At 42.4% G+C, this 22,941-nt stretch carries 16 protein-coding genes; 10 read left to right on the plus strand and 6 right to left on the minus strand.

Features of this window, described 5'->3' with window-relative positions:
• Positions 1-632 precede the first annotated feature (632 nt).
• Complete coding sequence (locus tag BLS65_RS10560) at positions 633-1,712, plus strand: PH domain-containing protein (RefSeq protein WP_092438751.1); 1,080 nt, start codon at positions 633-635, stop codon at positions 1,710-1,712.
• A 45-nt stretch (positions 1,713-1,757) separates the two neighbouring features.
• Here the strand turns inward: BLS65_RS10560 and BLS65_RS10565 are convergent, their stop codons facing one another.
• Positions 1,758-2,114 (minus strand): helix-turn-helix domain-containing protein, encoded by a 357-nt coding sequence (locus tag BLS65_RS10565; protein WP_092438753.1) that lies wholly within the window; start codon positions 2,112-2,114, stop codon positions 1,758-1,760.
• A 450-nt stretch (positions 2,115-2,564) separates the two neighbouring features.
• Here BLS65_RS10565 and BLS65_RS10570 point away from each other — a divergent pair, with 450 nt between their 5' ends.
• On the plus strand, positions 2,565-3,443 hold the full coding sequence (locus BLS65_RS10570; RefSeq protein ID WP_170830079.1) for a lysophospholipid acyltransferase family protein: 879 nt from the start codon (positions 2,565-2,567) through the stop codon (positions 3,441-3,443).
• A 118-nt stretch (positions 3,444-3,561) separates the two neighbouring features.
• Here BLS65_RS10570 and BLS65_RS10575 read toward each other — a convergent pair whose 3' ends face one another.
• On the minus strand, positions 3,562-5,352 hold the full coding sequence (locus BLS65_RS10575) for an AMP-dependent synthetase/ligase (RefSeq protein WP_092438757.1): 1,791 nt from the start codon (positions 5,350-5,352) through the stop codon (positions 3,562-3,564).
• A gap of 230 nt (positions 5,353-5,582) precedes the next feature.
• Positions 5,583-6,425: a zinc ribbon domain-containing protein gene (locus BLS65_RS10580; RefSeq protein ID WP_092438759.1), complete on the minus strand. Its 843-nt coding sequence runs from the start codon at positions 6,423-6,425 to the stop codon at positions 5,583-5,585.
• Between the two features lie 119 nt (positions 6,426-6,544).
• On the opposite strand from BLS65_RS10580, the gene BLS65_RS18905 reads away from it, so the two are divergent.
• The 7 genes from BLS65_RS18905 (at position 6,545) to BLS65_RS10610 (ending at position 14,786) form a co-directional block, all read left to right on the plus strand.
• Positions 6,545-6,676 carry a hypothetical protein gene (locus BLS65_RS18905; protein ID WP_262507986.1) on the plus strand — a complete coding sequence of 44 codons (132 nt, stop codon included), beginning with the start codon at positions 6,545-6,547 and terminating at the stop codon, positions 6,674-6,676.
• Positions 6,677-6,786: 110 nt separating this feature from the next.
• A complete protein-coding gene (locus BLS65_RS10585) occupies positions 6,787-8,394 on the plus strand; it encodes a M2 family metallopeptidase (protein WP_170830080.1) in 1,608 nt (535 codons plus the stop codon).
• A gap of 424 nt (positions 8,395-8,818) precedes the next feature.
• Entirely contained in the window at positions 8,819-9,199 is a 381-nt protein-coding gene (locus tag BLS65_RS10590) for a DUF1987 domain-containing protein (protein ID WP_092438763.1), read from the plus strand.
• 22 nt (positions 9,200-9,221) lie between these two features.
• On the plus strand, positions 9,222-11,105 hold the full coding sequence (locus BLS65_RS10595; protein ID WP_092438765.1) for a SpoIIE family protein phosphatase: 1,884 nt from the start codon (positions 9,222-9,224) through the stop codon (positions 11,103-11,105).
• 173 nt (positions 11,106-11,278) lie between these two features.
• Positions 11,279-12,214 (plus strand): OmpA family protein, encoded by a 936-nt coding sequence (locus tag BLS65_RS10600; protein ID WP_092438767.1) that lies wholly within the window; start codon positions 11,279-11,281, stop codon positions 12,212-12,214.
• A 10-nt stretch (positions 12,215-12,224) separates the two neighbouring features.
• Entirely contained in the window at positions 12,225-13,880 is a 1,656-nt protein-coding gene (locus tag BLS65_RS10605; protein WP_092438768.1) for an OmpL47-type beta-barrel domain-containing protein, read from the plus strand.
• 72 nt (positions 13,881-13,952) lie between these two features.
• Positions 13,953-14,786, plus strand: a complete 834-nt coding sequence (locus BLS65_RS10610) for a CvfB family protein (RefSeq protein ID WP_092438770.1) — start codon at positions 13,953-13,955, stop codon at positions 14,784-14,786.
• 97 nt (positions 14,787-14,883) lie between these two features.
• On the opposite strand, the gene BLS65_RS10615 is transcribed toward BLS65_RS10610, so the two are convergent.
• From BLS65_RS10615 to BLS65_RS10625, 3 genes are all read right to left on the minus strand, one after another.
• On the minus strand, positions 14,884-16,512 hold the full coding sequence (locus BLS65_RS10615; RefSeq protein WP_092438772.1) for an ABC-F family ATP-binding cassette domain-containing protein: 1,629 nt from the start codon (positions 16,510-16,512) through the stop codon (positions 14,884-14,886).
• Between the two features lie 432 nt (positions 16,513-16,944).
• Complete coding sequence (locus tag BLS65_RS10620) at positions 16,945-19,071, minus strand: tetratricopeptide repeat protein (protein ID WP_092438774.1); 2,127 nt, start codon at positions 19,069-19,071, stop codon at positions 16,945-16,947.
• A 228-nt stretch (positions 19,072-19,299) separates the two neighbouring features.
• Positions 19,300-20,769 carry a hypothetical protein gene (locus tag BLS65_RS10625; RefSeq protein WP_125869840.1) on the minus strand — a complete coding sequence of 490 codons (1,470 nt, stop codon included), beginning with the start codon at positions 20,767-20,769 and terminating at the stop codon, positions 19,300-19,302.
• Between the two features lie 295 nt (positions 20,770-21,064).
• Here BLS65_RS10625 and BLS65_RS10630 point away from each other — a divergent pair, with 295 nt between their 5' ends.
• Positions 21,065-22,456: an MFS transporter gene (locus BLS65_RS10630; RefSeq protein WP_092438778.1), complete on the plus strand. Its 1,392-nt coding sequence runs from the start codon at positions 21,065-21,067 to the stop codon at positions 22,454-22,456.
• Positions 22,457-22,941 lie beyond the last annotated feature (485 nt).

Consider the following 22,941-nt stretch of genomic DNA (forward strand, 5'->3'; position numbering starts at 1 on the left):
TGCAAATTTATAAAAGACAATTTGAAAATAAATATTGAATCTCATAGAGTAGAAGTGACAGAAATTAAGTTGATTGACAACACTGAAGAAGCATTGACTATTTTCAATAATCCAAATATCGTTAAGCTATTTTACAGAGAACATTATAAATTCAATTGCTTTTCTCGTAATTGGGGGGACAGTAAAGGAGAAGATAAATATTTTGACGTTTGCACAGTAGTTAATAAAACGACAATGGAACACCTCGAAAAAAACAAATTAGACCAACTAGCACCGACAACAAAAAACAAATTATATGTAGCCCTTTCGAGGACAAGAAATAATTTGTATTTGATACCAGACACTTTGCTAAAATGACAATGACGACCGAAAGAAGCACGTAGTGCCCAGCGAAAATACATGGACGCCTTTCTGCTTTCTTAAATTGCTGTTCTTTTTGTATCGTATTGGTAGTGCAATTAGTTTAATAACTTTTTTTTCGAGGCGATAAAGAAGTAGGAGGCAGATGCTCTTTCCCTGTTCTCTTTGTAGCGAAAATGATTAGATTTGTGGTCGTATAATAATTAGGTGCACATTATTCTAGATGGAAGTATCAATGCTGTCTTAAACGAGTTAGCAAACAATATAACGAAATGACATTTAGACTTCTTATCCAGTATTCCGATAGAAATCCCCAAGATTATGAAAACTGTGGAGTCGTTGACTTGGATAAAGCAATTACATTGTTTGAAGGATTTGATTGGGAAAAACAGTTTAAGAGAATCGAACTGAGAGAGGAGTTAAATCTCACTTCTCCAAGTCCTGAATTTCATTTTAATAATGTTGAAAATACTGAAGTATTATCAATTATTGGGACACATATTGGAGAATATGAGGTTATATACGAGAAAGATAGTAGGATAGGTACTGACCATATTTCCGAAAACGTTATAAATAATCCTTCTGGCAGTACTGTTCAAGAAATAATTATTGCTCTTTACCAAAAAGAACTTGCAGCGCAATATCGATTTGATAACGATAATCATGCTGAAATAGAAATTGAGTTAGGCGAATACAATCCTTGGAGATACAAAAGACCATTGTTAACCTTTTTGATGCCATTGTTGATATTATTGGGCTTATTTGTTTTTACAACACTTGAGCGGGACTTCATTGAGATATTAACCTATGTTGTTGTTCTATTTGCACTTTTCAATACCCCATTTATACCAATTATTGCTCAATATTTATCAAAGCCTAAAGTTAAATCTGTCACATTAAGAACCGGCACTAAAACGCTCCAAATAAACTATCTTGATAGAAGTATCTTGATAAAAAGATCAGATATACTTCAATGTGCATTTTCATATTGTGATAATGGAAAACAACCCTGGAGTTCGTATGCTAATGTTTCATTTATATTGAAAGATGCGAGTCAGCATTTTTTAACAACTGTTTCGTTTTCGAGGCAAGAACTTAAGACAATAATTGAAGAAATTAATGTTAATATCTACCGTTTTGAAACATCATTCCCATTTTTAAAAACAAAAGATTATTCAAAAAAAGCAGAGTTCAATTATGATGGTATTGTGAAACGGGCAGACTTGGAAGCCTTGTATTCAGAATACAGCAATGGAAAACTCAAAGAAATAGTTGAAAATACAGATGGTTATCAACCAACTGCAATTGATGTTGCGAGAAAAGAAATAGCTAGGAGAAAGAGGAACGAATAAACCCATTTGCTGACGATTTTGTAATATTTTCTCGCCATCTTCAATCTACTTCCCCTCCTCCGTCAGCTTATCCACCAACTCCTGCACCTGCGCCAGCTTTTCGAGCGGAAGCTTTACCAACTTTAGGCTAATGGGGGCGGTTTGCTTCTCCCTTACTAGGGTTTTTAGGACATGGTTGGGCGGAAGGCTTGCTGCGGCCGAGGTCTTTACCGAAAACAGGTCGTTGGGGGTGCAGTTTAGCGCGTTGCAGAGTGCCCCAAGCAGATTGATGTCGATACGGGTGGGGTTAATCCGCATCATCCGCTTTATTACGTAATCCTTAAAGCCCAATTGCTGCAAAAAGATGGAGTGGTTGAGGATTCCCTTCTGGTTTAGCACTCGCGTAATGTCGAAGTAGAGCATGGCGGTGAGTTTTTAGTTACTTGTTGCAGCAAAAGTTACAACATTTTCCACAAATAAGATGCCCTATACTACAAAAATGTTGCTCTAAACGTCGGTTTGGGTGTTTTGCACATCGGAAAAGGTGTTATAAGCGTCGGCTTAGTTGCTTTGCACTTCGGAAATCTCCTGCAATACTTCGATGCCGAATACCAGAGCGAAAAAATGGGAGTATAGCCATTCTAAGCCGACGCTTAAAGCGCGATTCTCGACGCTCTAAGCATGAATTCCGATGTTCTAAGATACTACATCGAATGGCAAGACTTCGAGACCGAATGCTAGAAATGCAATTTTGTGCATTAGGTATACTTTTGAGTAGTTTTAATGTTCGGAGGCAATGAAAAAGCGGTCGATAGGCTGTTTGGCAACGCGGTAAAACTCCTATATTTGCAGAGTTCCGTTATATGCCCTACTATGCGTTTCATTGCTTACTTCTTCTACAGGTTTTTTATCCTGCTTTTTTCCATAATGCCATTCTGGGTGGCTTACCTGTTTGCCGATTTGGCCTTTGTGCTGGTTTACTACATCGTTCCCTACCGCAAAAAAGTGGTGGTGAGCAATCTTACCAGCTCGTTTCCCGAAAAGTCGAAGGCCGAAATTGCGCACCTCACGCGTAAGTTTTACCTTCATCTTGCCAATATTATGGTGGAGAGCCTAAAAGGGTTGTCCATGAGCAAGGCGCAGATAATAAAGCGCCATAGGGTGGTAAACCCCGAACTAATGGATGCTTACTATGCCAAAGGACAGAGCGTTATTGGGGTTACGGCTCACTACGGCAACTGGGAGTGGGGCGCCTTTTCGGGCGGAGTTCAAGTAAAGCTGGGCATGGTGGCTTTTTACAAGCCCATTACCAATAAGCTGATTGATGGCGATATGAAGCGCCGTCGTTCGAAGTTCAATAGCAAGCTGGCTTCCATTCGCGAAACAGCGATGACCTTCAAGGCAAATGTAAATCACAAGGTTGCCTTTTTAATGGCAGCCGATCAGGCTCCTTCCAACCTAAGGGATTGCTACTGGTTACCGTTTCTTAACCATCCCGATACTCCTTGGCTACATGGCCCGGAGAAGTATGCAAGGCTATACAACCTTCCGGTTATCTACGTGGATATTCAGCGGGTAAAGCGTGGCTACTACGAGCTTACGCTATCAACGCTGGCAGATAGCCCCAACGAGCTGCCCGATGGCGAAATTACCGCTCGATACGCCCGAAAGTTGGAGCAAGCAATCATTGCCGAACCTACCTACTGGCTTTGGTCGCACAGGCGGTGGAAGAGGAAGAAACAGGCGATTTGATGATGATCAATTTGATAATTTGAAAATGCGGGATTTGTTAATCTTGCTTCAAATTTTCAAATCTTTTAGTTCTGTCCATTCTCAAATCCTCAAATCCTCAAATCCTCAAATCCTCAAATCACCCCTTATACATCTCCTCAATTTCGGCTTTGAACTTCTCGGCCACAAATGCTCTTCGGGTTTTTAGGGTTGAGGTCAGTTCTCCAGTTTGAATGGTAAACTCCTCTGTCAGCAGCTTGAATCGCTTAATCTGTTCGTAGGGTGACAGGTTTATTTGTGCCGCTTCAACGATCTGCTGTATATACTTAACCACTGCGGGGTGGGCAACCAGTTCGTGCCGAGAGGTAAATACGATTTCATGATGTTGGATCCAGCTCTTTAGGTGGTCAAATGATGGGACAATGAGCGCGGTAACATACTTTTGTTTGTCGCCAATAATGGATATATTGTCAATTGCTGGGTGCGCTCCCACTAAGGTCTCGATCATTTGTGGGGCAATATATTTTCCCGAGGATGTTTTCATAAGATCCTTAATCCGATCTTTCATGTAGAGGTTGTTTTCGGCGTCGAGCCATCCAGCATCGCCAGTTCGGAACCATCCATCCACAAAGGCTTCGGCGGTGGCATCGGGACGCTTGTAGTAACCCGTGGTAACGGTGGCCGATTTTACCAGTATTTCGTCGTTGTCACCAATCTTCACCTCCACGCCGGGCATCACCCTTCCGGCCGATCCAATGATAAAGTTGGTGTCGGTAAAGCAAGAAACCGTAGCAGAGGTCTCGGTTAGGCCGTAGCCATACTTAATGTTTACGCCTACGCTGTGGAAGAACTGAACAATATCGTCGGAGAGAGCTGCTCCGGCACAGGGCATGAATCGAATTTTTCCACCTAAAACACTACGTCCAGTTTGGAGCACCAAGCGATCGGCGAACCAGTATTTTACTGCCAATACCCATGGAACTTGCTGCTCCCTACGCGTATATTCTATTCGCTTTGCGCCGGTGCGGATGGCCCAGTGAAAAATGGCTTTCTTTAGTGGTGAGGCATTCTCAATGGCATTCAGCACGCCTGCGTAGGTCTTTTCAAAAAAGCGCGGTACGGCGCACATCAGCGTAGGCTTTACCTCCCGAATAATTTCAATGATCTGTTTTGGGTTTCGAAGGTAGTAAATGGCAATTCCCTCGGCTAGGCAAATCATGGACCATCCTCTTTCAAAGATATGGCTCAGGGGCAGAAAGCAAATGGAGGTATCGCTTTCGGACATGGGAAGCCTCTCGTGATGATTCTTTATAAAGTGGTTCATGGAGGCATTATTCAGCATAACGCCTTTAGGTTCGCCCGAGGTGCCGGAGGTATAAATGATGGTATAAATATCTTCGTCGGTCGATTCCCTGAGTCGTTGGTTAAGCTCATTTTCCATGGGATTCACTCTTCCGGAATCCATCAAGTCCGAAAAATAGATGGAAAGATTATCCTCAGCAAGGATAACTTGAGAATCGAAAGCAACTATCTTTTTTAGGAATGGAAGCCGCGGGGCTAGGGCTACTGCCTTGTTATACTCGTCCTGTTCACCAACAAAAATAATGGTGACTTCGGTTTGGTTGAACATAAAAAAGGTTTGTTCCGCCGATGTTGTGGCAAAAAGGGGCACCGATATGGCCCTCACCGATTGAATGGCAAGATCGGCAACGGTCCATTCGGGCATGTTGCTCGAAATAATCCCAATACGATCTCCTTCGGTAATGCCTATATTTAAAAGTGCGCTGGCGGTGTGGCTAACCATTTCGCCAAAACGGGTCCAGCTAATTCCGATCCACGTTCCGTTTTCGGAGCGAAAGTAGGCGGCATTCTTACTACCAAATTTTTCGACGTTGTGTCGAAAGAGACCACTTGTCTGTTTATTGATCATTCCTCAGGACTTTGAAAGGTTATTCCCGTCAATAGAGATATTGTAAGTGGCCAAAGATATTATTTGCTATTTAACTTAGGCCGTTCAAACTCCTGAAAAGTTGTTTTATTTGAGGGGAAAGGCGAATCTGTTGATCAGTTTTGCAAATGACCACCAGGTGTGGTGGCACCGAATAGTCACCAGTATTCGGTTTCTCTTGCGGTGGGTTTAAGCGGGTACTCTGTTGCTGGTTAATCCGTTTTCGGCCTAACTTCAGCCGATTGAATCAATCTTTGGGTTATTTGTTGGGCTTTGGTATCGTCGGTGGGGAATACTACCATAATGAGCCAGAAATTTTTATCCTTGCCAACAAGAAGCATGGAGAAGCTGGATCGAGGTTTACCATCTGAAACAAAAGTTCCTTGCTGCAAAATGGCAGGCAGGTTGTTAATGGTGTATTCTTCGGTTTTGATATTGGCATTATCAATCCTTCTACTGCCAGTTAGTAGACTTAATCCAATATCGGCATACCGGTTAAGACTTCCCGTATCCGATTCGTTGGTAACAATAGTAAATGCAAGGGCAATAAAGTTCTTGTTGAATCCGGCAATACTCACTTCAACCTTTTCGAAACGGCTTCGGATGGCGGGTGGAATTTGTTCTATAATGGCATCTGCACTTTCAAATGTTTTTGGGAAACTGAGTACCAGCCCTTCTGTTCCTACGAACTGTTCGCTCCATTCCCGTTCATTGCTGGAATGGATGGCGTCTAAAAACGCATTTTTGATCATTCCGCCGTAGCCAACAAAGGCAATTATCGAAAACAGAACTACAATTACTCCGAGTATTAGGGCAATGGTTCGTCTTGTTCTTCTTTTTTTATCTTGTTGCAACTGGGCCTGTCTGCTCTTCCTAAGGGCTGCTTCATCAATGCAGCATTCTTTGAGGTATTGATTGTGGCTACCCTTGGGATGACTCTCTTTCCAGTGGGTAAAGCTGTTCTCCATCTTTTTTCCACATTGGGTGCACAACACCGAATTTACCGATATTGCTTGGTTCAGATGACCGCAGTGGTTGCAAGCTAGGTAGTACATCTTTTGCTCTGGTTAATTGTATTGTGCTTTAGCTGGAAAACTATAATGATTCTGGCATAAAGATAAGGGTTTTATTATAACGGAAGAGATAAGGACTGGAAGAAGTAATTGGAGTTCGAATGAAACCAAAATCCCTGAGTATTGGAGTAAGAGAGAGGCTAAAGCGTGCAGGCTGCATCTTTCAGCCTAATGCCAACGATGTTCCAATCAAAAAATATTTGTCGGGTTATGCTAATACTGAAGCTATTTAATACCTTTGGGCAACCTAAAATGTTTTAATCCTATGAAAAAATATTTATCTATCAGTACGTTGGTACTGGCAGGCTTGGTAATGTGGTCCTGCGCTTCAAAACAAGAAAAGATGGAGAATAAACTAAAAGCCTTTATCGAAAAGCACGAGGCTACCATTCAACCTTTATCAAAGGAGGCTGCCCTTGCCTATTGGAACGCTTCCATATCGGGCAAGAATGAGGATTATGCCACCATGGAGGAGTTGAACGTGAAACTCACCACGGTTTATACCAATAAAGAGGCGTTTGCCGAACTTAAGGCGATCAAGGAATCGGGTGAGGTAAAGGATAGCTTGTTGCTACGCCAACTCGACATTATCTACATGCAGTTCTTGGGAAATCAAATCGATACCACCAAGTTGGCCCGAAAAATTAAGATGGAAACTGAGATAGAAAAGAAGTATTCCAACTTTAGAGCCATGGTTAATGGCAAGGCTATTTCGGATAATGATGTCGAAGCCATTCTTAAGAAATCGACCAACAGCAAGGAGCTGCAAGCAGCATGGGAAGCCCATAAGCAAATTGGTCCACTCGTAGCCAACGATCTTAAAGCATTAGTTAAGCTGCGTAACGAGATTGCCAAAGATCTTGGTTTCTCCAACTTCCATGAGATGAGTCTTAAGCTTGGCGATCAAGATCCTGCCGAAGTGAATACCCTCTTCGACGAGCTCGATAGCCTTACCCGTGGAGCTTTTGCACAGCTCAAGGACGATATGGATACCTACTTTGCCAAACGATACAACGTTAAGAAAGAGAACTTAATGCCTTGGCATTACCAAAACCGTTTCTTTCAGGAGGCACCGGTTATTTATCCTGTGGATATTGATAAATACTACGAAAAGCAAGACTTAGTTAAGCTAACTGCCACTTTCTATAACGGCATTGGCCTGAACATGGATGATGTTATCGCCAAGAGCGACCTGTTTGAAAAACCAGGTAAGAACCAACATGCCTACTGTATGGATGTGGATCGCGAAGGTGATGTTCGTTCCTTAAACAACGTGAAGCCGAACTCCGATTGGATGGGGACTCTTCTTCATGAGTTTGGCCATGGCGTTTACTCCAAGTATAATGATAGAAACCTTCCGTTCGAGCTACGTACTCAGGCGCACACCTTCACCACCGAGGCTATTGCCATGATCTTTGGTCGTTTTTCGACCAATCCAATGTGGATGAAAGATATGGGAATTATTGATTCGACTGAGGCTGTGAAAATTGCCGACAATTGTCACAAGACTCTTCGTTTACAGCAGCTAGTATTCAGCCGTTGGGCTCAGGTGATGTACCGCTTTGAGAAGGGTATGTATGAGAATCCCGATCAAGATCTCAACAAGTTATGGTGGGACTTGGTTGAGAAGTATCAAATGATTAAGAAACCAGAAGGACGCAATATGCCCGATTACGCTACCAAAATTCATATTGCTACCGTTCCTTGCTACTACCACAACTACTTATTGGGTGAACTGTTGGCCTCTCAACTTTACTACCATATTACCGATAAGGTGCTTAAATCGGACGACTATGTGAATCAAAGTTTTGTGAATCGTCCGGAAGTTGGGACTTACCTTAAGCAAAATGTGTTTATGCCAGGTGCACGCTACTACTGGAATGAGATGATTGAGCGCGCTACAGGCGAGAAGCTCACTGCAAAATACTATGCAAAACAATTTGTCCAATAACCGATAGTTTATTCCATTATAGATAGGGGTTGCAGATGTTCTGCAACCCCTTTTTTGTGCGCTGGTTTATCTTTCGCCCAAAATACTAGGCCATATAAAACTAACTACGACAATTGCTTGTTTGTTATTAGCGTATTAGTGTAATTGACCGAAATATGAGTCCGCATTTGGGAGATATTAACTAATGTTTTATCATCGGACTGGCGAAAGAGCGTTGTTGTTGGAACGCTAAATTCAGATGAGGAATATCACTATTTTCATCGATAGTTTTTATGTGATCTTATGTGTGGATGCTTATATTTGTTGATTAGCACAATGTCCCTCTTTCTGCAAAAATGAGTTTTCATACAAAGCAGAAATGGATAATTGCAATAGCTCGTTTTATTTTAGTAAATTGTAGATATTTAATTAGAGCATATCACCTATGGCAGAAGTAATATTTTTTCGTCCAAAACTAGAAGACCGACCGGGGATAAATTTTAATGGTGAAACGGGCTTGTTAGAAATTGAAGGGCGTTCTCTCCCAGAAGATTCAGTGGTGTATTACCAACCTGCTATTGCTTGGTTGAAGGAGTATGCCTTAAATCCAAGACCTATAACTACGCTGGATATTAATATCTACTATATGAACTCTGCCTCGGCAAAGCGGATTGTGGATATACTGGAAGTTCTTGATGGTATTAAACAGCAGGGGTTTAAGGTAGACGTTGTATGGAAATACAGGGACGATGATGACGATTGTCTCGACGAGGGGTATGAAATGGCTCGCATGTGTTCCATCCCATTTAACTATCGACCTATTTAAACGGAATTAAACCCATACAAGCATGAGTCCGGCTATTAAATATTTTGTCCTCTTATTGATTACCTGCTTTAGCAGCAGTTGGGGTGGAATGGTTTATGGCCAAAAAATTCCAGAGGCTATTCAGCGCGAAATTGATGCAAACCTGGCTTTAGCCAAAAGCAATGAATCTCAAGGAAACCTCTCCGAAGCGGCCATGTATTACGGGAAGGTGGCCAAGGTGTATTGGGTAAATAACCAAGGCAAGCAGGCTATTAATCATTACGAAATGGCTGCTTCGCTAAATATACGAATTGGGAATTCCAATGCATTGCGCACTATCTATGGCAACATGGGAGTTATTTCGTCCGACCAAGAAGAGTTTGAAAATGCAATTGTATACTTCCAGAAAAGTTTAACCATTAGCAAAAAACAGAAGCGAAAAGCTGATGTCGCTAACATGTTGGTAAATATTGGATCGGCACAGCTTGAGTTGAATAGGAGTCAAGAATCGCTTAAATCATTTACCGAGGCCAATGCACTTGCCTTAGAGTTGAATGATTTAAGCTTAATAAAGAGCACCTATGGTGTGCTAGCCGAGGTGGAAACAAAGCTCGGACATGCGGAGAAATCGGCCGAGTATTTTAACCTCTACAGCGCATTTTCGCGTAGGCTTCAGCGCGACCAAATGGCTCTCAAGGACAAGGAGGTTAGTGAGCGTGAGCAACACGCCAAGGCCCAAGTAAATGAAGTTGTTCAGAGCAAGTTGCTCACAGAAGAAGAGCTGCAACAGCAGACAAAGAATCTTAAATCCACTAAGGCTACTCTTCAAAAAGTTGAGTTAATTTCGAAGGAGAAGCAATTGCAAATAAACCTTCTTAGCAAGCAACGCGAGCTTCAGCAGGCACAGCTCCGCGCTCAAGCCATGGTGCGTAATGCCATTATTGGGGTTGTTATTTTCATGATGGGAATTGCCGGTTTAATACTCTATGGTTATAACCAAAAGCGCAAGGCGAACCATCTTCTCGAAAAGCAGAACATCGAAATTGCGGCCAAAAGTCAAGCCCTTGAGTTAGCTTCCTTACAAATTCGCCGCCAGAATGATAATATTACTTCCAGTATTAATTACGCTCAACGCATTCAGGAAGCATTACTACCCACCGAAGAAGGGCTACAAACGGTAATTCCAGAGTCATTTGTATTCCTTCAACCGCGAGATATTGTTTCAGGCGACTTTCATTGGTTTTCAAAATCTCACCACTCAAAAAATACTACCTTCAAGCAAATTGCTGGAGATAGTGAACCTCGATTCTTCATTACGGCCGCCGATTGTACTGGTCATGGGGTTCCGGGTGCCTTTATGAGCATGATTGGTGTAAATCTACTTGAAAATATCACTCGCAGTGGTGGGGTGGTGGCCAGCGATATACTGAATGAGCTACATCGGTCCGTTCGTTTTATGCTAAAGCAGTATAAAAACGATAATCGCGATGGTATGGAGATTGCTTTTTGTGTGATTCGCAATCAAGGCAAAACCATTGAGTTCGCTGGAGCCCGAAATCCACTCATTTTGATTAAGAATGGTGAGTTAACCATCATTAAGGGCGATGCTGTTCCTGTAGGCGGATCACAAAACGAAGAGCAGCGTGAGTTTACCCTACACACCATTGATATAGATTGCCCTACTTCGTGTTATATCTTTAGCGACGGAATTCTCGATCAGTTTGGAGGACCCGATAGCGTTAAGTTTACCTCCAGACGGCTTCGTGATTTACTCTTAAGCATCCATCAACTTCCCATGGCCGAACAAAAGGTTCGGGTGGCGGAAACCATTAAGGCTTGGATGGGACTACATGAGCCTCAACTCGACGATATGCTGTTAATGGGCTTCCGATTGGGCGATGATGAGCATCCCGTTAATTTAAGTTAGGCAATTGTGTTGTATGTTCCTTATACTATTAACTTTGATAAACGTATAGTTTCACTTAGTAAACGGATGTTGTTTGTCCTAATGAAAGGTTAATTTTACAGGAATATTTTTATCGACATATTTCCTGAGTGATTTTATATTTAGGGAAGAGAATTGTTGAAAAAACGAACCTCATGATAAAAAACGTAATCTCCCTTCTCACAATTTCCTTCATCTCCGCTAGTAGCCTCTTTGCGCAAACAATACTTTCATCACCAGGTCTCTATCAAGATTCTTTAGGACGAGTTTTTATTCAGGAAAAGCTCCCATCCTACTTTTTTGTCGATACTGCAGGTGGAACGAAACTGTTACTCCCCGGAGATAAGAAGTATGCCAATCCCATGTATTTTGATGGAGCGGGCAGCCATTTTTTTGTTTACACAAACCCTGCAAATGGTGAGAAATATAAGATGAAAATAATGGCCGATGGGGCAGGTCCAAAATCGTCGCTCCATTTCTCAGAAGGGCTCAGCGTCAGGTATAAAAATAAGTTCTACTGTGAAAAAGGTGCTAGGGCTGTCATTACGGCGAAGGACGACAAGAGTGGGGTTTCTTCTGTCTACGTTTCTAACGATGGAATCGCGTTTTCACCGGTGAGCAATCTCTTTACTTTTGACAAGGAAGGTGAGCAAAAACTTCGCATGTATGCTATCGATAATGTTGGTAATGTTGGCGATACCACGGAGGCTATCGTCGTGGTTAATTTAGAGGCCACCATAAATATGCCGGATATCTTCTTTGATTACAACAGCTCTCAGCTGCGCGAATCCTCCTTTATTGAACTGCTAAATATTGTCGAGTTGCTTAAGGAGCACCAAGTAGTTCGATTGGAAATTGTCGCCCATACCGACTGTCGCGGTAGCGCAGAATACAACCTTAAACTTTCGGCCAAACGGGCCCTTTCTGTGCTGCGCTTTATGGAATCGAAAGGGATTGCTGGCTCTCGGCTAAGATCAAAAGGAATGGGAAGCAAAACGCCCGTTAATCGATGCACTAAAGGTGTAACTTGTAGCGAAGAGGAGCATCAGGCCAATCGTAGGGTTGAGTTTAAACTGTTACCGTTAAAATAGAGCCAATTCTATGAGACATTATATACTTGCTTTTTCGTTTTTTATATTGGGCGCGTTTGCTGCTTTTGGTCAGCGCACGGCAACCGATACTACGAAAAAGGTGATCTTCAAAAAAAATGCTGAGGTTCGGTTTTATATGGGCACTAAGGGAGATGGATCTGATGCTGTTCCTCTTTTCGTCAACCTAAAGTCCCCTGTAAGGTTAACTTCGTCGGGGAAATACACCATGACCCACCTCGATTTGAAATTGGGGAAAAAGATTCCTTTCGAAGTGTATGCCGATGGTCAGGCACCTCAAACTGGATTTGGAATCGTAGAGGTGGATAAAGGAAAGGATAATATACACCACGTAAAGCCGCCCTGCATCATTACCTTTTCTGCCAGCGATGACCTTTCTGGACTTGAATCCATATTTGTCTCTCTCGATGGGGCGCCTTATTTTGAGTGCATAGATACCATTGCTTTAACAGAGGAAAAATTGCATATAGTCCGTTTTTTCAGCATTGATAAGGTTGGTAACAGAGAGAAAACGAGCGAGATAAAAGTATTGGTCGATGGCACACCACCTGTTTCTAATTTGGAAATTAGGGGCGATAGGAGTGACAATACCATCTCGGCACGGTCTTCAGTTGCTCTGCTTGCAACCGATAATCATAGCGTGAAGAAAACGGTATACAAAATAGATGACGGCCAAGAATTTCGCTATGGCATGCCGCTAAAGGCCTCTACATTCGCAGAAGGGGAGCATACTATTTCCTACTTTTCCGAAGATTTTTCGGGCAACAGAGAGGAACCTAAAGAGTTTACTTTCTTTGTTGATAAAAGTGCTCCCATTGTATTTGTTGAAATAGTTGGGAACAGCTACGTGCTAAACGGAAAATCCTATTCTTCCGGCAGGTCTCAACTTCAAATCACAGCCGTAGATAATAAGGCAGGTGTAAATAATATTTTCTACACCATTAATGGAAACAAGGCAGTTGAATATACTAAACCAGTTTATCTTTCCGAATTAATAGGATCACTATCCATCACTGCATTTGCTACTGATAAGGTAAATAATAAAACCTCTGAGAATAACGATAACCAGCTCTCTAATGTCCCCTCCGTGGACATTTCTGGACCGTCGGTATCGCACCGGTTTGTAGGAAATAAAATATTTAGGAACGATACTCTTTTTATCTCCCCATCAACCCGTATTTTTCTGGATGGGCGTGATACTGAATCGGGTTTATCACACATCGTGTATCGAATGGATGGTGCTGAGGAGCAAACCTTCGACAAGCCTTTTGCTGTAACGGCAGAAGGTAACCATGCCATTGCCTACACCGGTTTCGATAATGTGGAGAATATCAACAGCGGAAAGGGTGCGTTTTTTGTCGATGCTACCGGACCCGAAATTGCCTGTATCTTTGGGCAGAGACCTATTGGTAAGAGTGCCGATGGCTTGGATATTTATCCTTCCACCCTAACGCTGTTCCTTGGAGCTACCGATGCGATCACAGGAACCAACCGACTGTTTTACTCCTTGAATGCGGCAACAAAGAAGCCATACGGAATGCCGATATCCGAATTGAAGCCTAACCAGAACTATGTGCTGAAGGTTGAGGCTTTCGATATTCTTGGTAATACTACATTTAAGGAGGTTCGGTTTGCCGTTGGTGAATAGTGATATCGAGCTATAATAGGGGGAAGTCCATTTTTTGTGGTATCTTCGCGCCTCATTAAAAAATAAGGAGTTATGGCCGAACTGGGAAGGATCAATAGGCTGAAGATTGTTCGGGAAGTTGAATTTGGAGTTTACCTCGATGGGGAAAACCTCGGTGAAATTCTTATGCCCATTCGTTATGTGCCGGGCGAGAGCCGTGTTGACGATGAGGTGGATGTGTTTATTTCCCTTGATTCCGAAGATCGATTAGTTGCAACAACCGATAAGCCCATTGCTATGGTGGGTGAGTTTGGATATATGGAGATTGTAGAGGAGAGTAAGATTGGTGCTTTTGCCGATTGGGGATTGATGAAAGATCTTTTTATACCATTCCGTGAGCAAAAGCAACGGATGGAACAAGGTCGTTCCTACTTGATACGAGTATATATCGATAAGGAAACGACCCGAATTGCCGGATCGGGTAGGGTGGAACGCTTTCTCGATAACATCCCACCAGATTTTGTGGTTGGGCAGGAGGTAGACCTCTACATCTATAGCGAGAGCGAATTGGGGTATACCGCCATTATTAATAATACCCATACGGGCATTCTTTACCATTCCGATCTATTCAAATTGGTTCGAAAAGGACAGCGCACCAAAGGGTTTATTAAAAAGATTAGGGAAGACGACAAGATAGACCTTTCGCTGGAACCAATCGGTTACCGAAATAAGATTGATGAAATATCGCAACGGGTAATTGATACTCTTACGCAGAACAATGGTTTCCTTGCCATAAATGATAAGACTGACCCTGACGTGATATACAAAATGCTCGACATGAGTAAGAAAAATTTCAAGAAATCGATAGGCTCGCTTTTTAAGGCTGGACTGATTACCATTGCTGATAACGGAATCAAACTGGTATAGCGACGGATTAGTTCTCCTGATTGGAGCATATTTACTGTTTATTAAAAGAGGCTACCCATTTAGGTAGCCTCTTTTCTATATGTATGCTCTGCAAATATTAGTGTTTTGCTTTCTTTGCGTATAGTTTCTCGCGCAATTCCTTGATATTATCATCGGAGATGTACTCATCGTACTCCATCTTTTTGTCGATGGTTCCATTGGGCGTTAATTCAATAATCCGATTACATACTGTTTCGATGAACTCATGGTCGTGCGACGACATGAGCACAATTCCTGGGAATCGTTGCAAGTCGTTGTTGAATGCTTGAATCGACTCAAGGTCAAGGTGGTTGGTTGGAGTATCCAAAACCAATACGTTGGCATCCTTGAGCATCATGCGCGAAATCATACAGCGAACCTTTTCGCCTCCCGAGAGCACGTTGGCTTTTTTATACACCTCTTCGCCCGAGAAGAGCATGCGGCCAAGGAATCCGCGAAGGTAAACCTCTAGGGTATCATCCGAGAATTGTGCCAACCAGTCGATGAGCGACAAGTCCGTTTCAAAGAAGCTGGAGTTGTCGAGGGGCAAGTATGCTTTGGTAATGGTAACACCCCACTCAAAGTTTCCACTTTCCGGTTCCATCTTTCCGTTGATAATTTCAAAAAGGGCTGTCATGGCACGTGGATCGCGCGACAGGAATATCACCTTTTCGTCTTTTTCGATGGTGAAATTCACATCCTTGAAAATAATTTCACCCTCAATACGCTTGCTGAGGTTGGTAACCTCCAGAATGCGGTTGCCTGGTTCCCTATCGGGCTTAAAGATGATACCGGGGTATTTTCGGCTCGATGGCTTAATCTCCTCGATGTTTAACTTCTCGATCATCTTCTTACGGCTCGTGGTTTGCTTGCTCTTAGCAACGTTCGCGCTAAAGCGGGCAATGAACTCCAGTAGTTCCTTTTTCTTCTCTTCAGCCTTCTTGTTTTGGTTCTGCTGCTGGCGAAGGGCTAGTTGGCTACTTTCGTACCAGAAGCTGTAGTTACCCGAAAACATTGATATTCGGCTGAAATCTATATCGACTGTGTGTGTGCAAATTGAGTCTAAAAAGTGACGGTCGTGAGATACCACTAGAACCGTATTTTCAAAATTGGAGAGGTAGTTTTCCAGCCAACTTACGGTATCAAGGTCAAGGTCGTTGGTAGGCTCATCGAGTAGGAGGTTGTCGGGTTTTCCGAAGAGGGCTTGTGCCAGAAGCACGCGAACCTTCTCCTTACCGCTCAGCTCCTTCATGAGTTTATGCTGCATGTCGTCCTTGATGCCTAAACCGCTAAGAAGGGTGGCCGCTTCGTTTTCAGCGTTCCATCCATCCATCTCGGCAAAGTGTGTTTCCAGTTCGCCTACGCGGAGTCCATCGGCGTCGCTAAAGTCGGATTTGGAGTAGAGTGTCTCCTTCTCCTGCATGATGGCCCAGAGCACGGTGTGTCCCATGAGCACGGTATTTAGGACTGTAGATTCGTCGAATTCAAAGTGGTCCTGTTTCAATACCGAAAGACGTTCGCCCTTGCCAAAGATGATGGTTCCGTTGGTAGGGTCTTGGTCGCCTGTAAGAATTTTTAGAAATGTTGATTTACCGGCTCCGTTCGCCCCTATTATTCCGTAGCAGTTGCCTGGATTGAACTTTAGGTTGACGTCTTGGAATAATACTCGCTTGCCAAACTGAAGTCCAACGTTTGATACTGTAATCATTTATACTATTTAATTAGATGTTTTTGCCTTTATTTCAGGCTGCGAAATTACTCTTTTTATTTTGGATAAGGGGCTATGCTTAAAGTGTATTTTGGATTAGATGAGGAAAGGCATGTTTTGGAGGGTGAAAATCGCATGTTTTTCAATTCCACACAGTCAATGTATAGCATATGTGGATTTTACTATCGTCGAAACATCAATTATGTCAGTTTCATATTGAGGTTTACCTGATACTCTCTCTGGTTTTCGAGGGATAATCATACATATTTATCGAAGCCATAAATCCGATTGATTCCATTCTTAGTTTTATTAGGAGTGTTTATCTCAGACAAATCAATTTGTATCTTATTACAAAGGTAAGTGTGCTAGATAACCTCTGTTTTATTAGAGGTTTATGATCTTTTCATGGAATATCAAAGTAGTAATTTAGTGCTATATGGGAAGGGTAAAGGTAAAGGTTGATCCCTTGCCTATCTCCGATTCAAGTGTTATGGTGCCGCCAAGTTTGTCTATATAGGCCTTTGAAATTGCCAGACCTAAGCCCGATCCACCTTTTTTGGTTTCATTTTTGTTCTCTACCTGCCGAAACCGATCAAAAATAATCTGCCTATGCTTTTCATCAATGCCAATACCGGTATCGCTTACAAAAATAGTTAACTCAGTGCTATTTGCTTTTTGGTATCCAAGAGTAATGCTACCCTTTTCAGTAAACTTAATTGCATTACTCAATAGGCTGGAAAGCACCTGACGGAGTTTTACCGGATCGGTAGAGATGGTAAGTGTTTCCTTGGGTATTGTTACGTTTAGCGAAATGTCTTTTTCTTCAGGAATCTCTGCTTTGAAGGTATCATAGAGTTGGTCTAATAGGGAATTAACCGAAACTTGTGAGTAGTGAAGCGTAATTTGACCGGCTTCAATCTTCGAAATCTCAATAATATCATCAATAATGGAGAGTAAGTAGTTACCACTTTTATTGATTACCTCAATATACTGATCCCGCTCCGCTACCTGAAGATCAGGGCTGGAGAGCAACCCTGTAAACCCAACAATGGCATTCATTGGTGTGCGAATTTCATGCGAAATGTTAGAAAGAAAGGTCGATTTCAATCGATCCGACTCTTCCGCTTTTTCCTTGGCCTTTAAAAGTTCAACTGCAGTATTTCGGTGGTTTGCTATTTCCAACTCTAACTTTACGGTTCGGCTCATTACACGCTCCTCTAACTTCTCGTTCATCTGAAGTAAGTTTTGCTTAGCATTTCTATTAATGTGCAGGAGCCGATAGATTCCAATTGTCAAAGTTATTAGGATGAATATGATGAGAATAGAAATCAATAGAAGATTTCTACTTGTTTGTATTTCAAGGTTTTTCTCCGCGTTGTTCTTCATGAGAATGGCAAGATCCTTCTCTTTTTGCTGAAATAGATAATCAACTTCGAGTAATTCAACCTTGCTCGATTGTTCTTCACGATGTATTGAGTCTTGAATTTCAGAGTATTGTTTGTGGTATTTTAATGCCTTTTTATAGTCACCATTCTTGCCAGAGAGGTTGGATAGTATCAGGTAGTCATCACGCACAACCTGCTTTAAATTTGATTTCTTGCTTAAGTGAATGCTTTTAAGTAGGAATTCCTCGGCTTTTTGAACCTCCCCTTTCCTAGCGTATATAGTGCCAATATTCTTAAGGGTGATGGCGGAAAGGTTTATTAGACCAAGGATTTTGCTCTCCTTTAGCGATAGACTATAGTAGAAAAGTGCACTATCGAGTTGCTCTTTACTTCGATATACGTTGCCAATGTTGTTTAATGCCGCACAATGCCGCTCTTTTAGTGCGAGGGTGGTAGGCACAATGTCTAAGGCTCTACGATAGTAGTAGTTGGCTGATTTATACTCTTTAAGATAGTAGTAGTAGGATCCAATGGAGTTATATACGGTAGATAGTAGGCTGCTATTAGACTCCTTTGCTAGCCCAAGTGCTTTCTGGTAATAACTGATGGACTTTGTATAATTATCGAGACTGCGGTATACGATCCCAATATTGTTCATGGCGCTGATCTTACCCGTAGTATCGTTTCGCTTTTCAAAAACAGCCAACGCCCATAAATGGTATTCCAGCGATTTTTCGTATGCACCATAGTAACGAAATAGTGATCCGAGGCAATCGCTGGTTCGTGCAATACCGAGGCTATCATTCGATTGGGTGTATAGGCTATAAGCCTGCTTTAAACTTCTATGAGCCTCGTTATTTTCTCCCTGCAACTGATGGATTATGCCATCGGTGTACAGCGCTTTGGCTAAGCCGGCGGAATCGCCTACTGCGATGGCAAGTTTAATTGCTTTGTCGGTGAACGTAAGCGCTTTGGGATAGTTAAAATCACTATGGTATTGGCCTAGCTCTGTTAAAATGGCGACTTTTTCGGCCGGTTTGCTGTGGGATAGCTTGGCCAGTAGTTTATTTTCTGCATTCTCAACGGCCAATAAGGGATATTGGCATACCCAAAGTAGCAAGCCTATAGAAATGAATCTACTAATGATAACTCTATATGGCATTTCTGTTTTCATCAGCAAAAAGCAGGGTTGAAAATCCTCATAAATTTAAAAATATTCTTGATTGTTCCTCCCAATTAACACAGAATCTTGATGTTCTGTTCATTTTGTTGATAGGAGGTTAAGAGGCATTTTCTTGTGAGTAAGTGTTGTGGAATTTTTTATCAATAGACTGTTGCAGTAACTTTTATAAAAAATAATCACATATACAGTATTTACTCTCGAGCGAATTACCCCATTGGGCTACTCCTCTAACTTAATCCTTACAAACTGGTAAATACCTTTGTATTGTGCCAGTGCAATAATATCGGAACTATTACTCATTGGGTAACTACCCCGTATTTTAAGGTAAGTATTTGCTTCCTTTGGATCGAAAAATTGCTTATACACGATCTTGCCATCGGTAAGATTTATGGTATTAAGCATTGGTATGGTCTTACTGAATGGCATTACGCTTGGGCCCTTTTCTCCATCCTGCCGAGTCAAGTTCATTGGATTATTATTAAAGAAAACAAAAAGGTTATTGCCGCTAATCCCCGAAACATACGAGAAGTATTGCGCATTCGACATGGCAACTGTAAACGGTATGACGGCTGCGTTGCTATATATTTGTATTTTTTGTATGGAATTAGACCAAAGTAACTCTCCTTCGGTAGCAAAACTTGCCAAGGCTAAATCACCTTCCATATACATGGTTGAATTTTTGTATTGCATTTCGGATTGACATTCGCTAATAAACACCAAATTATTTCCTTTGGTGAAGTGCATGGATGGGTTCGTGAACGAAAAACCGCCCATTTTTCGGAATGTATCAAACGTGTAGGTCTTGAAGATTTTTACATCTTTCGACAAACGATCAACCTTCATATACATTGCCCCGACGGGCTTGGTTATGCCCTTGTGGGTAGCCGTGCATATGCCAGTAATTATCAGGTCGAGGTTCGAATCGAATCCAAAAGCAACCCCGGTAACGGATAGGTTTTTATCGGTCTTTGAAGCATCAATCACCTCTTCCCACTTTGCCCACTTCTTGGCGGCATCGTATTCTACCATAAAGAATTGTCCTTCACTCTTTTTCCTGACAAAATATATTGACCCCCCGCTATCAACAGTAAAATTCTGGTTGGTATAGTCAACCTCCTTGCCGTAGACTATTTCGTCCCGCTCCATAAGCATATTCATGTTCGAATCGAATAGCTTAAAGCAATCGGTTATTTTACCGCTATTCCCTTTGGTAACTGTGGTATTGATCATGATTTTGGATTGATCCTGTGAGGGGATAAAGGTGAAGTTTCCTCTCGACCAATTCTTCACTGCAGGAACGGCGAATAGCTTTGTCTCTTCGCCTGTTTGAATCCCCGTTTTTCCGCAATAGGAATAGGAGTATAGCGTAGCAGTATCGTTGGATGCATTGTAGTAGGAGGCAAATAGAACGAATTTGTCATTTAGATATCCGACATATTCAATCTCGGGATAATTATTCCCTATTTTGCCTAATTCAATAGAGGTAGAGTAAACAAGCACCCCTTTTATACTATGCCTTTCAATATCTGCATGATGAGCGTCGAAGTACGTGGTGTAAATCGATTCTCCATCGTCCATCAGAATGATTGGTTGGTAGTTCTTCGATTTTGCTTTATTTTTCTCACCCCACTCTATCTGTTGAGCAAAAAGATAGCCTCCTGTCATTAGAAGCGTAATTAGCAATGTCATTCTTTTTGGCCAATTTCTTGTCATGGGTTTTTTTGAGGTAAGTTGTTCTTTAATGCTGAACGCTATCTCTGTGTTCTCGTTCTAAATTTAGTGTAAATATGAATTGGTTGGGCAAAAATTATCGGTAATCTACCTGAGTGCAGCCGTAATACTCTGTTCGTCGGTTTTGCTCCAATTCCGATAAAAAACTACCAACTGCCAACTGCCATTCTCCCCTAATTATCCTATTCTGCAAAGACCATATTAACAAATTATCTTCTAATTTTGCCTCCCTCTACCAATGAATTGAAATGTAATGGAAACTGCGGCTCCGAAAATACATAAGAACTTACTGCTGATTCTCATCATGCTCACCTCCTTTATCAATCCGTTTATGGGTGCTGCGGTGAACATTGCGCTGCCGCAAATTGGGGGTGAGTTCTCCATGAATGCGGTTACCATGAGCTGGGTGGCCATGTCGTTTTTGCTGGCGTCCGCAGTGGTGTTGGTACCCATGGGCAAATTGGCCGATATGTTTGGCAGGAAAAAGATATTTCTTTGGGGAAATGGTGTTGTGGTAATGGCTTCGCTCATGTGCGCATTTTCTACTTCCACGTCAATGCTTCTTATCTTTAGGGCCATTCAAGGAATAGGCGGTGCCATGATGTTTGGAACCAGCATGGCCATTGTTACCTCAGCCTTTCCGCCACACGAGCGCGGCAAAGCAATTGGAATGAACGTTACCGCCGTTTATCTGGGCTTATCGGCCGCCCCGGTTTTGGGTGGATTCCTTACACAATCGTTTGGATGGCAGAGCCTTTTTGTGCTTCCCATTCCCATTGGGTTGCTGGTGTTATTTGCAACTCCTTATGCGGTTAAGCAGGAGTGGGCCGACGCGCGCCACGAGCAGTTCGACCTCAAGGGTTCGCTTATCTATATTGCCTCCATGTCGGCCTTCATGTATGGTTTCTCCAAAATCCCCGACAACTTTGCCATTGCTTGTACCGTTGCAGGTCTTGCCGGTTTACTCTTCTTTATCCGAGTGGAGTGGAAGGCGCAGTATCCGGTACTCGATATGAAACTCTTTGCGCACAACCGGCTCTTTGCCATGAGCAACTTGGCTGCCCTAATCAACTACGCCACCACCTTTGCCATTACCTTTATTATTAGCCTCTACTTACAGTATGTAAAAGGGTTTTCGCCGCGCGAAGCCGGTACCATTCTGGTTGCACAGCCTATCATGATGGCGATAGTGGCTACCTTCTCGGGACGTATGAGCGATAGATACGATTCGCGCATTCTCTCCTCGATGGGGATGACAATCATTGCGGTAGGACTGTGCCTGTTGCTACCCATAAACGATAGCACTTCCAACGGCTATATTGTGGCTGCGCTCTTGATTCTTGGTATTGGCTTTGGGCTATTCTCTTCGCCCAATACTAACGCTATTATGAGTTCGGTGGAGAAGCGATACCTTGGCATTGCCTCTGCTACGGTGGGCACCATGCGCCTTACCGGACAGATGATGAGCATGGGAATAGCTACCCTTGTCCTTCATCTATTTATTGGCAACGATAAAATTAATCCATCAAACCATATACAGTTTCTGCATGCCTCTCACCTCACTATTGGCGTATTCATAGCCCTTTCGATTCTAGGTATCTGGGCTTCGCTAGCGAGAGGGAAAAGAGAGAATGTAAAAGATTAAAAGTGTGTCGTATTTATGCTGCAATTTTTCGCAGCGCACGTATGGAAAAAAGTCTGCGTCGACAGCGTGTGTTTTATTCTATTTGTATTGTAATTCTACTTTTTCAATATTGTTTAGATTAATTGGCGTAATATTCACTCCGAAGAAATGGTCATTTTTACCCGTTATTGTGCTATCTTGAACTAGTAAAGTGTCAAAACAAAACGATTTACGTGTTCCGTCTTTTTTTGTAATTCTCACACCAGTCTTTCTTGTCATTAGGATTAGAACGGGTTTCTGTTAAAAAAATGAAGGAGGTTGAAGTATTTTGCTACTACAACCTCCTTTTACTTTTAGTTGCCGTAAAGCTGGTGTTTCACGGTGGGAAGGTTGAGCTTATCGAGTGTGGCCTCCAGCGGTTTGGTTGTGGTAGGGTCCCAGCCCATGGCGGTGAAGTAGGCTGCCTTGGCATCATCCCACATTAGCACGTTGGGGCTATAGGCGTT

The organism is Williamwhitmania taraxaci, from assembly GCF_900096565.1.
Classification (GTDB): domain Bacteria; phylum Bacteroidota; class Bacteroidia; order Bacteroidales; family Williamwhitmaniaceae; genus Williamwhitmania; species Williamwhitmania taraxaci.

Coding starts and splice junctions, on each gene's coding strand:
- BLS65_RS10610 (WP_092438770.1), top strand. CDS start 13,953: ATGGCCGAACTGGGAAGGATCAATAGGCTGAAGATTGTTCGGGAAGTT.
- BLS65_RS10590 (WP_092438763.1), top strand. CDS start 8,819: ATGGCAGAAGTAATATTTTTTCGTCCAAAACTAGAAGACCGACCGGGG.
- BLS65_RS18905 (WP_262507986.1), top strand. CDS start 6,545: ATGAAACCAAAATCCCTGAGTATTGGAGTAAGAGAGAGGCTAAAGCGT.
- BLS65_RS10620 (WP_092438774.1), bottom strand. CDS start 19,071: ATGAAAACAGAAATGCCATATAGAGTTATCATTAGTAGATTCATTTCT.
- BLS65_RS10615 (WP_092438772.1), bottom strand. CDS start 16,512: ATGATTACAGTATCAAACGTTGGACTTCAGTTTGGCAAGCGAGTATTA.
- BLS65_RS10565 (WP_092438753.1), bottom strand. CDS start 2,114: ATGCTCTACTTCGACATTACGCGAGTGCTAAACCAGAAGGGAATCCTC.
- BLS65_RS10560 (WP_092438751.1), top strand. CDS start 633: ATGACATTTAGACTTCTTATCCAGTATTCCGATAGAAATCCCCAAGAT.
- BLS65_RS10570 (WP_170830079.1), top strand. CDS start 2,565: ATGCGTTTCATTGCTTACTTCTTCTACAGGTTTTTTATCCTGCTTTTT.
- BLS65_RS10575 (WP_092438757.1), bottom strand. CDS start 5,352: ATGATCAATAAACAGACAAGTGGTCTCTTTCGACACAACGTCGAAAAA.
- BLS65_RS10630 (WP_092438778.1), top strand. CDS start 21,065: ATGGAAACTGCGGCTCCGAAAATACATAAGAACTTACTGCTGATTCTC.
- BLS65_RS10580 (WP_092438759.1), bottom strand. CDS start 6,425: ATGTACTACCTAGCTTGCAACCACTGCGGTCATCTGAACCAAGCAATA.
- BLS65_RS10595 (WP_092438765.1), top strand. CDS start 9,222: ATGAGTCCGGCTATTAAATATTTTGTCCTCTTATTGATTACCTGCTTT.
- BLS65_RS10605 (WP_092438768.1), top strand. CDS start 12,225: ATGAGACATTATATACTTGCTTTTTCGTTTTTTATATTGGGCGCGTTT.
- BLS65_RS10600 (WP_092438767.1), top strand. CDS start 11,279: ATGATAAAAAACGTAATCTCCCTTCTCACAATTTCCTTCATCTCCGCT.
- BLS65_RS10585 (WP_170830080.1), top strand. CDS start 6,787: ATGGAGAATAAACTAAAAGCCTTTATCGAAAAGCACGAGGCTACCATT.
- BLS65_RS10625 (WP_125869840.1), bottom strand. CDS start 20,769: ATGACATTGCTAATTACGCTTCTAATGACAGGAGGCTATCTTTTTGCT.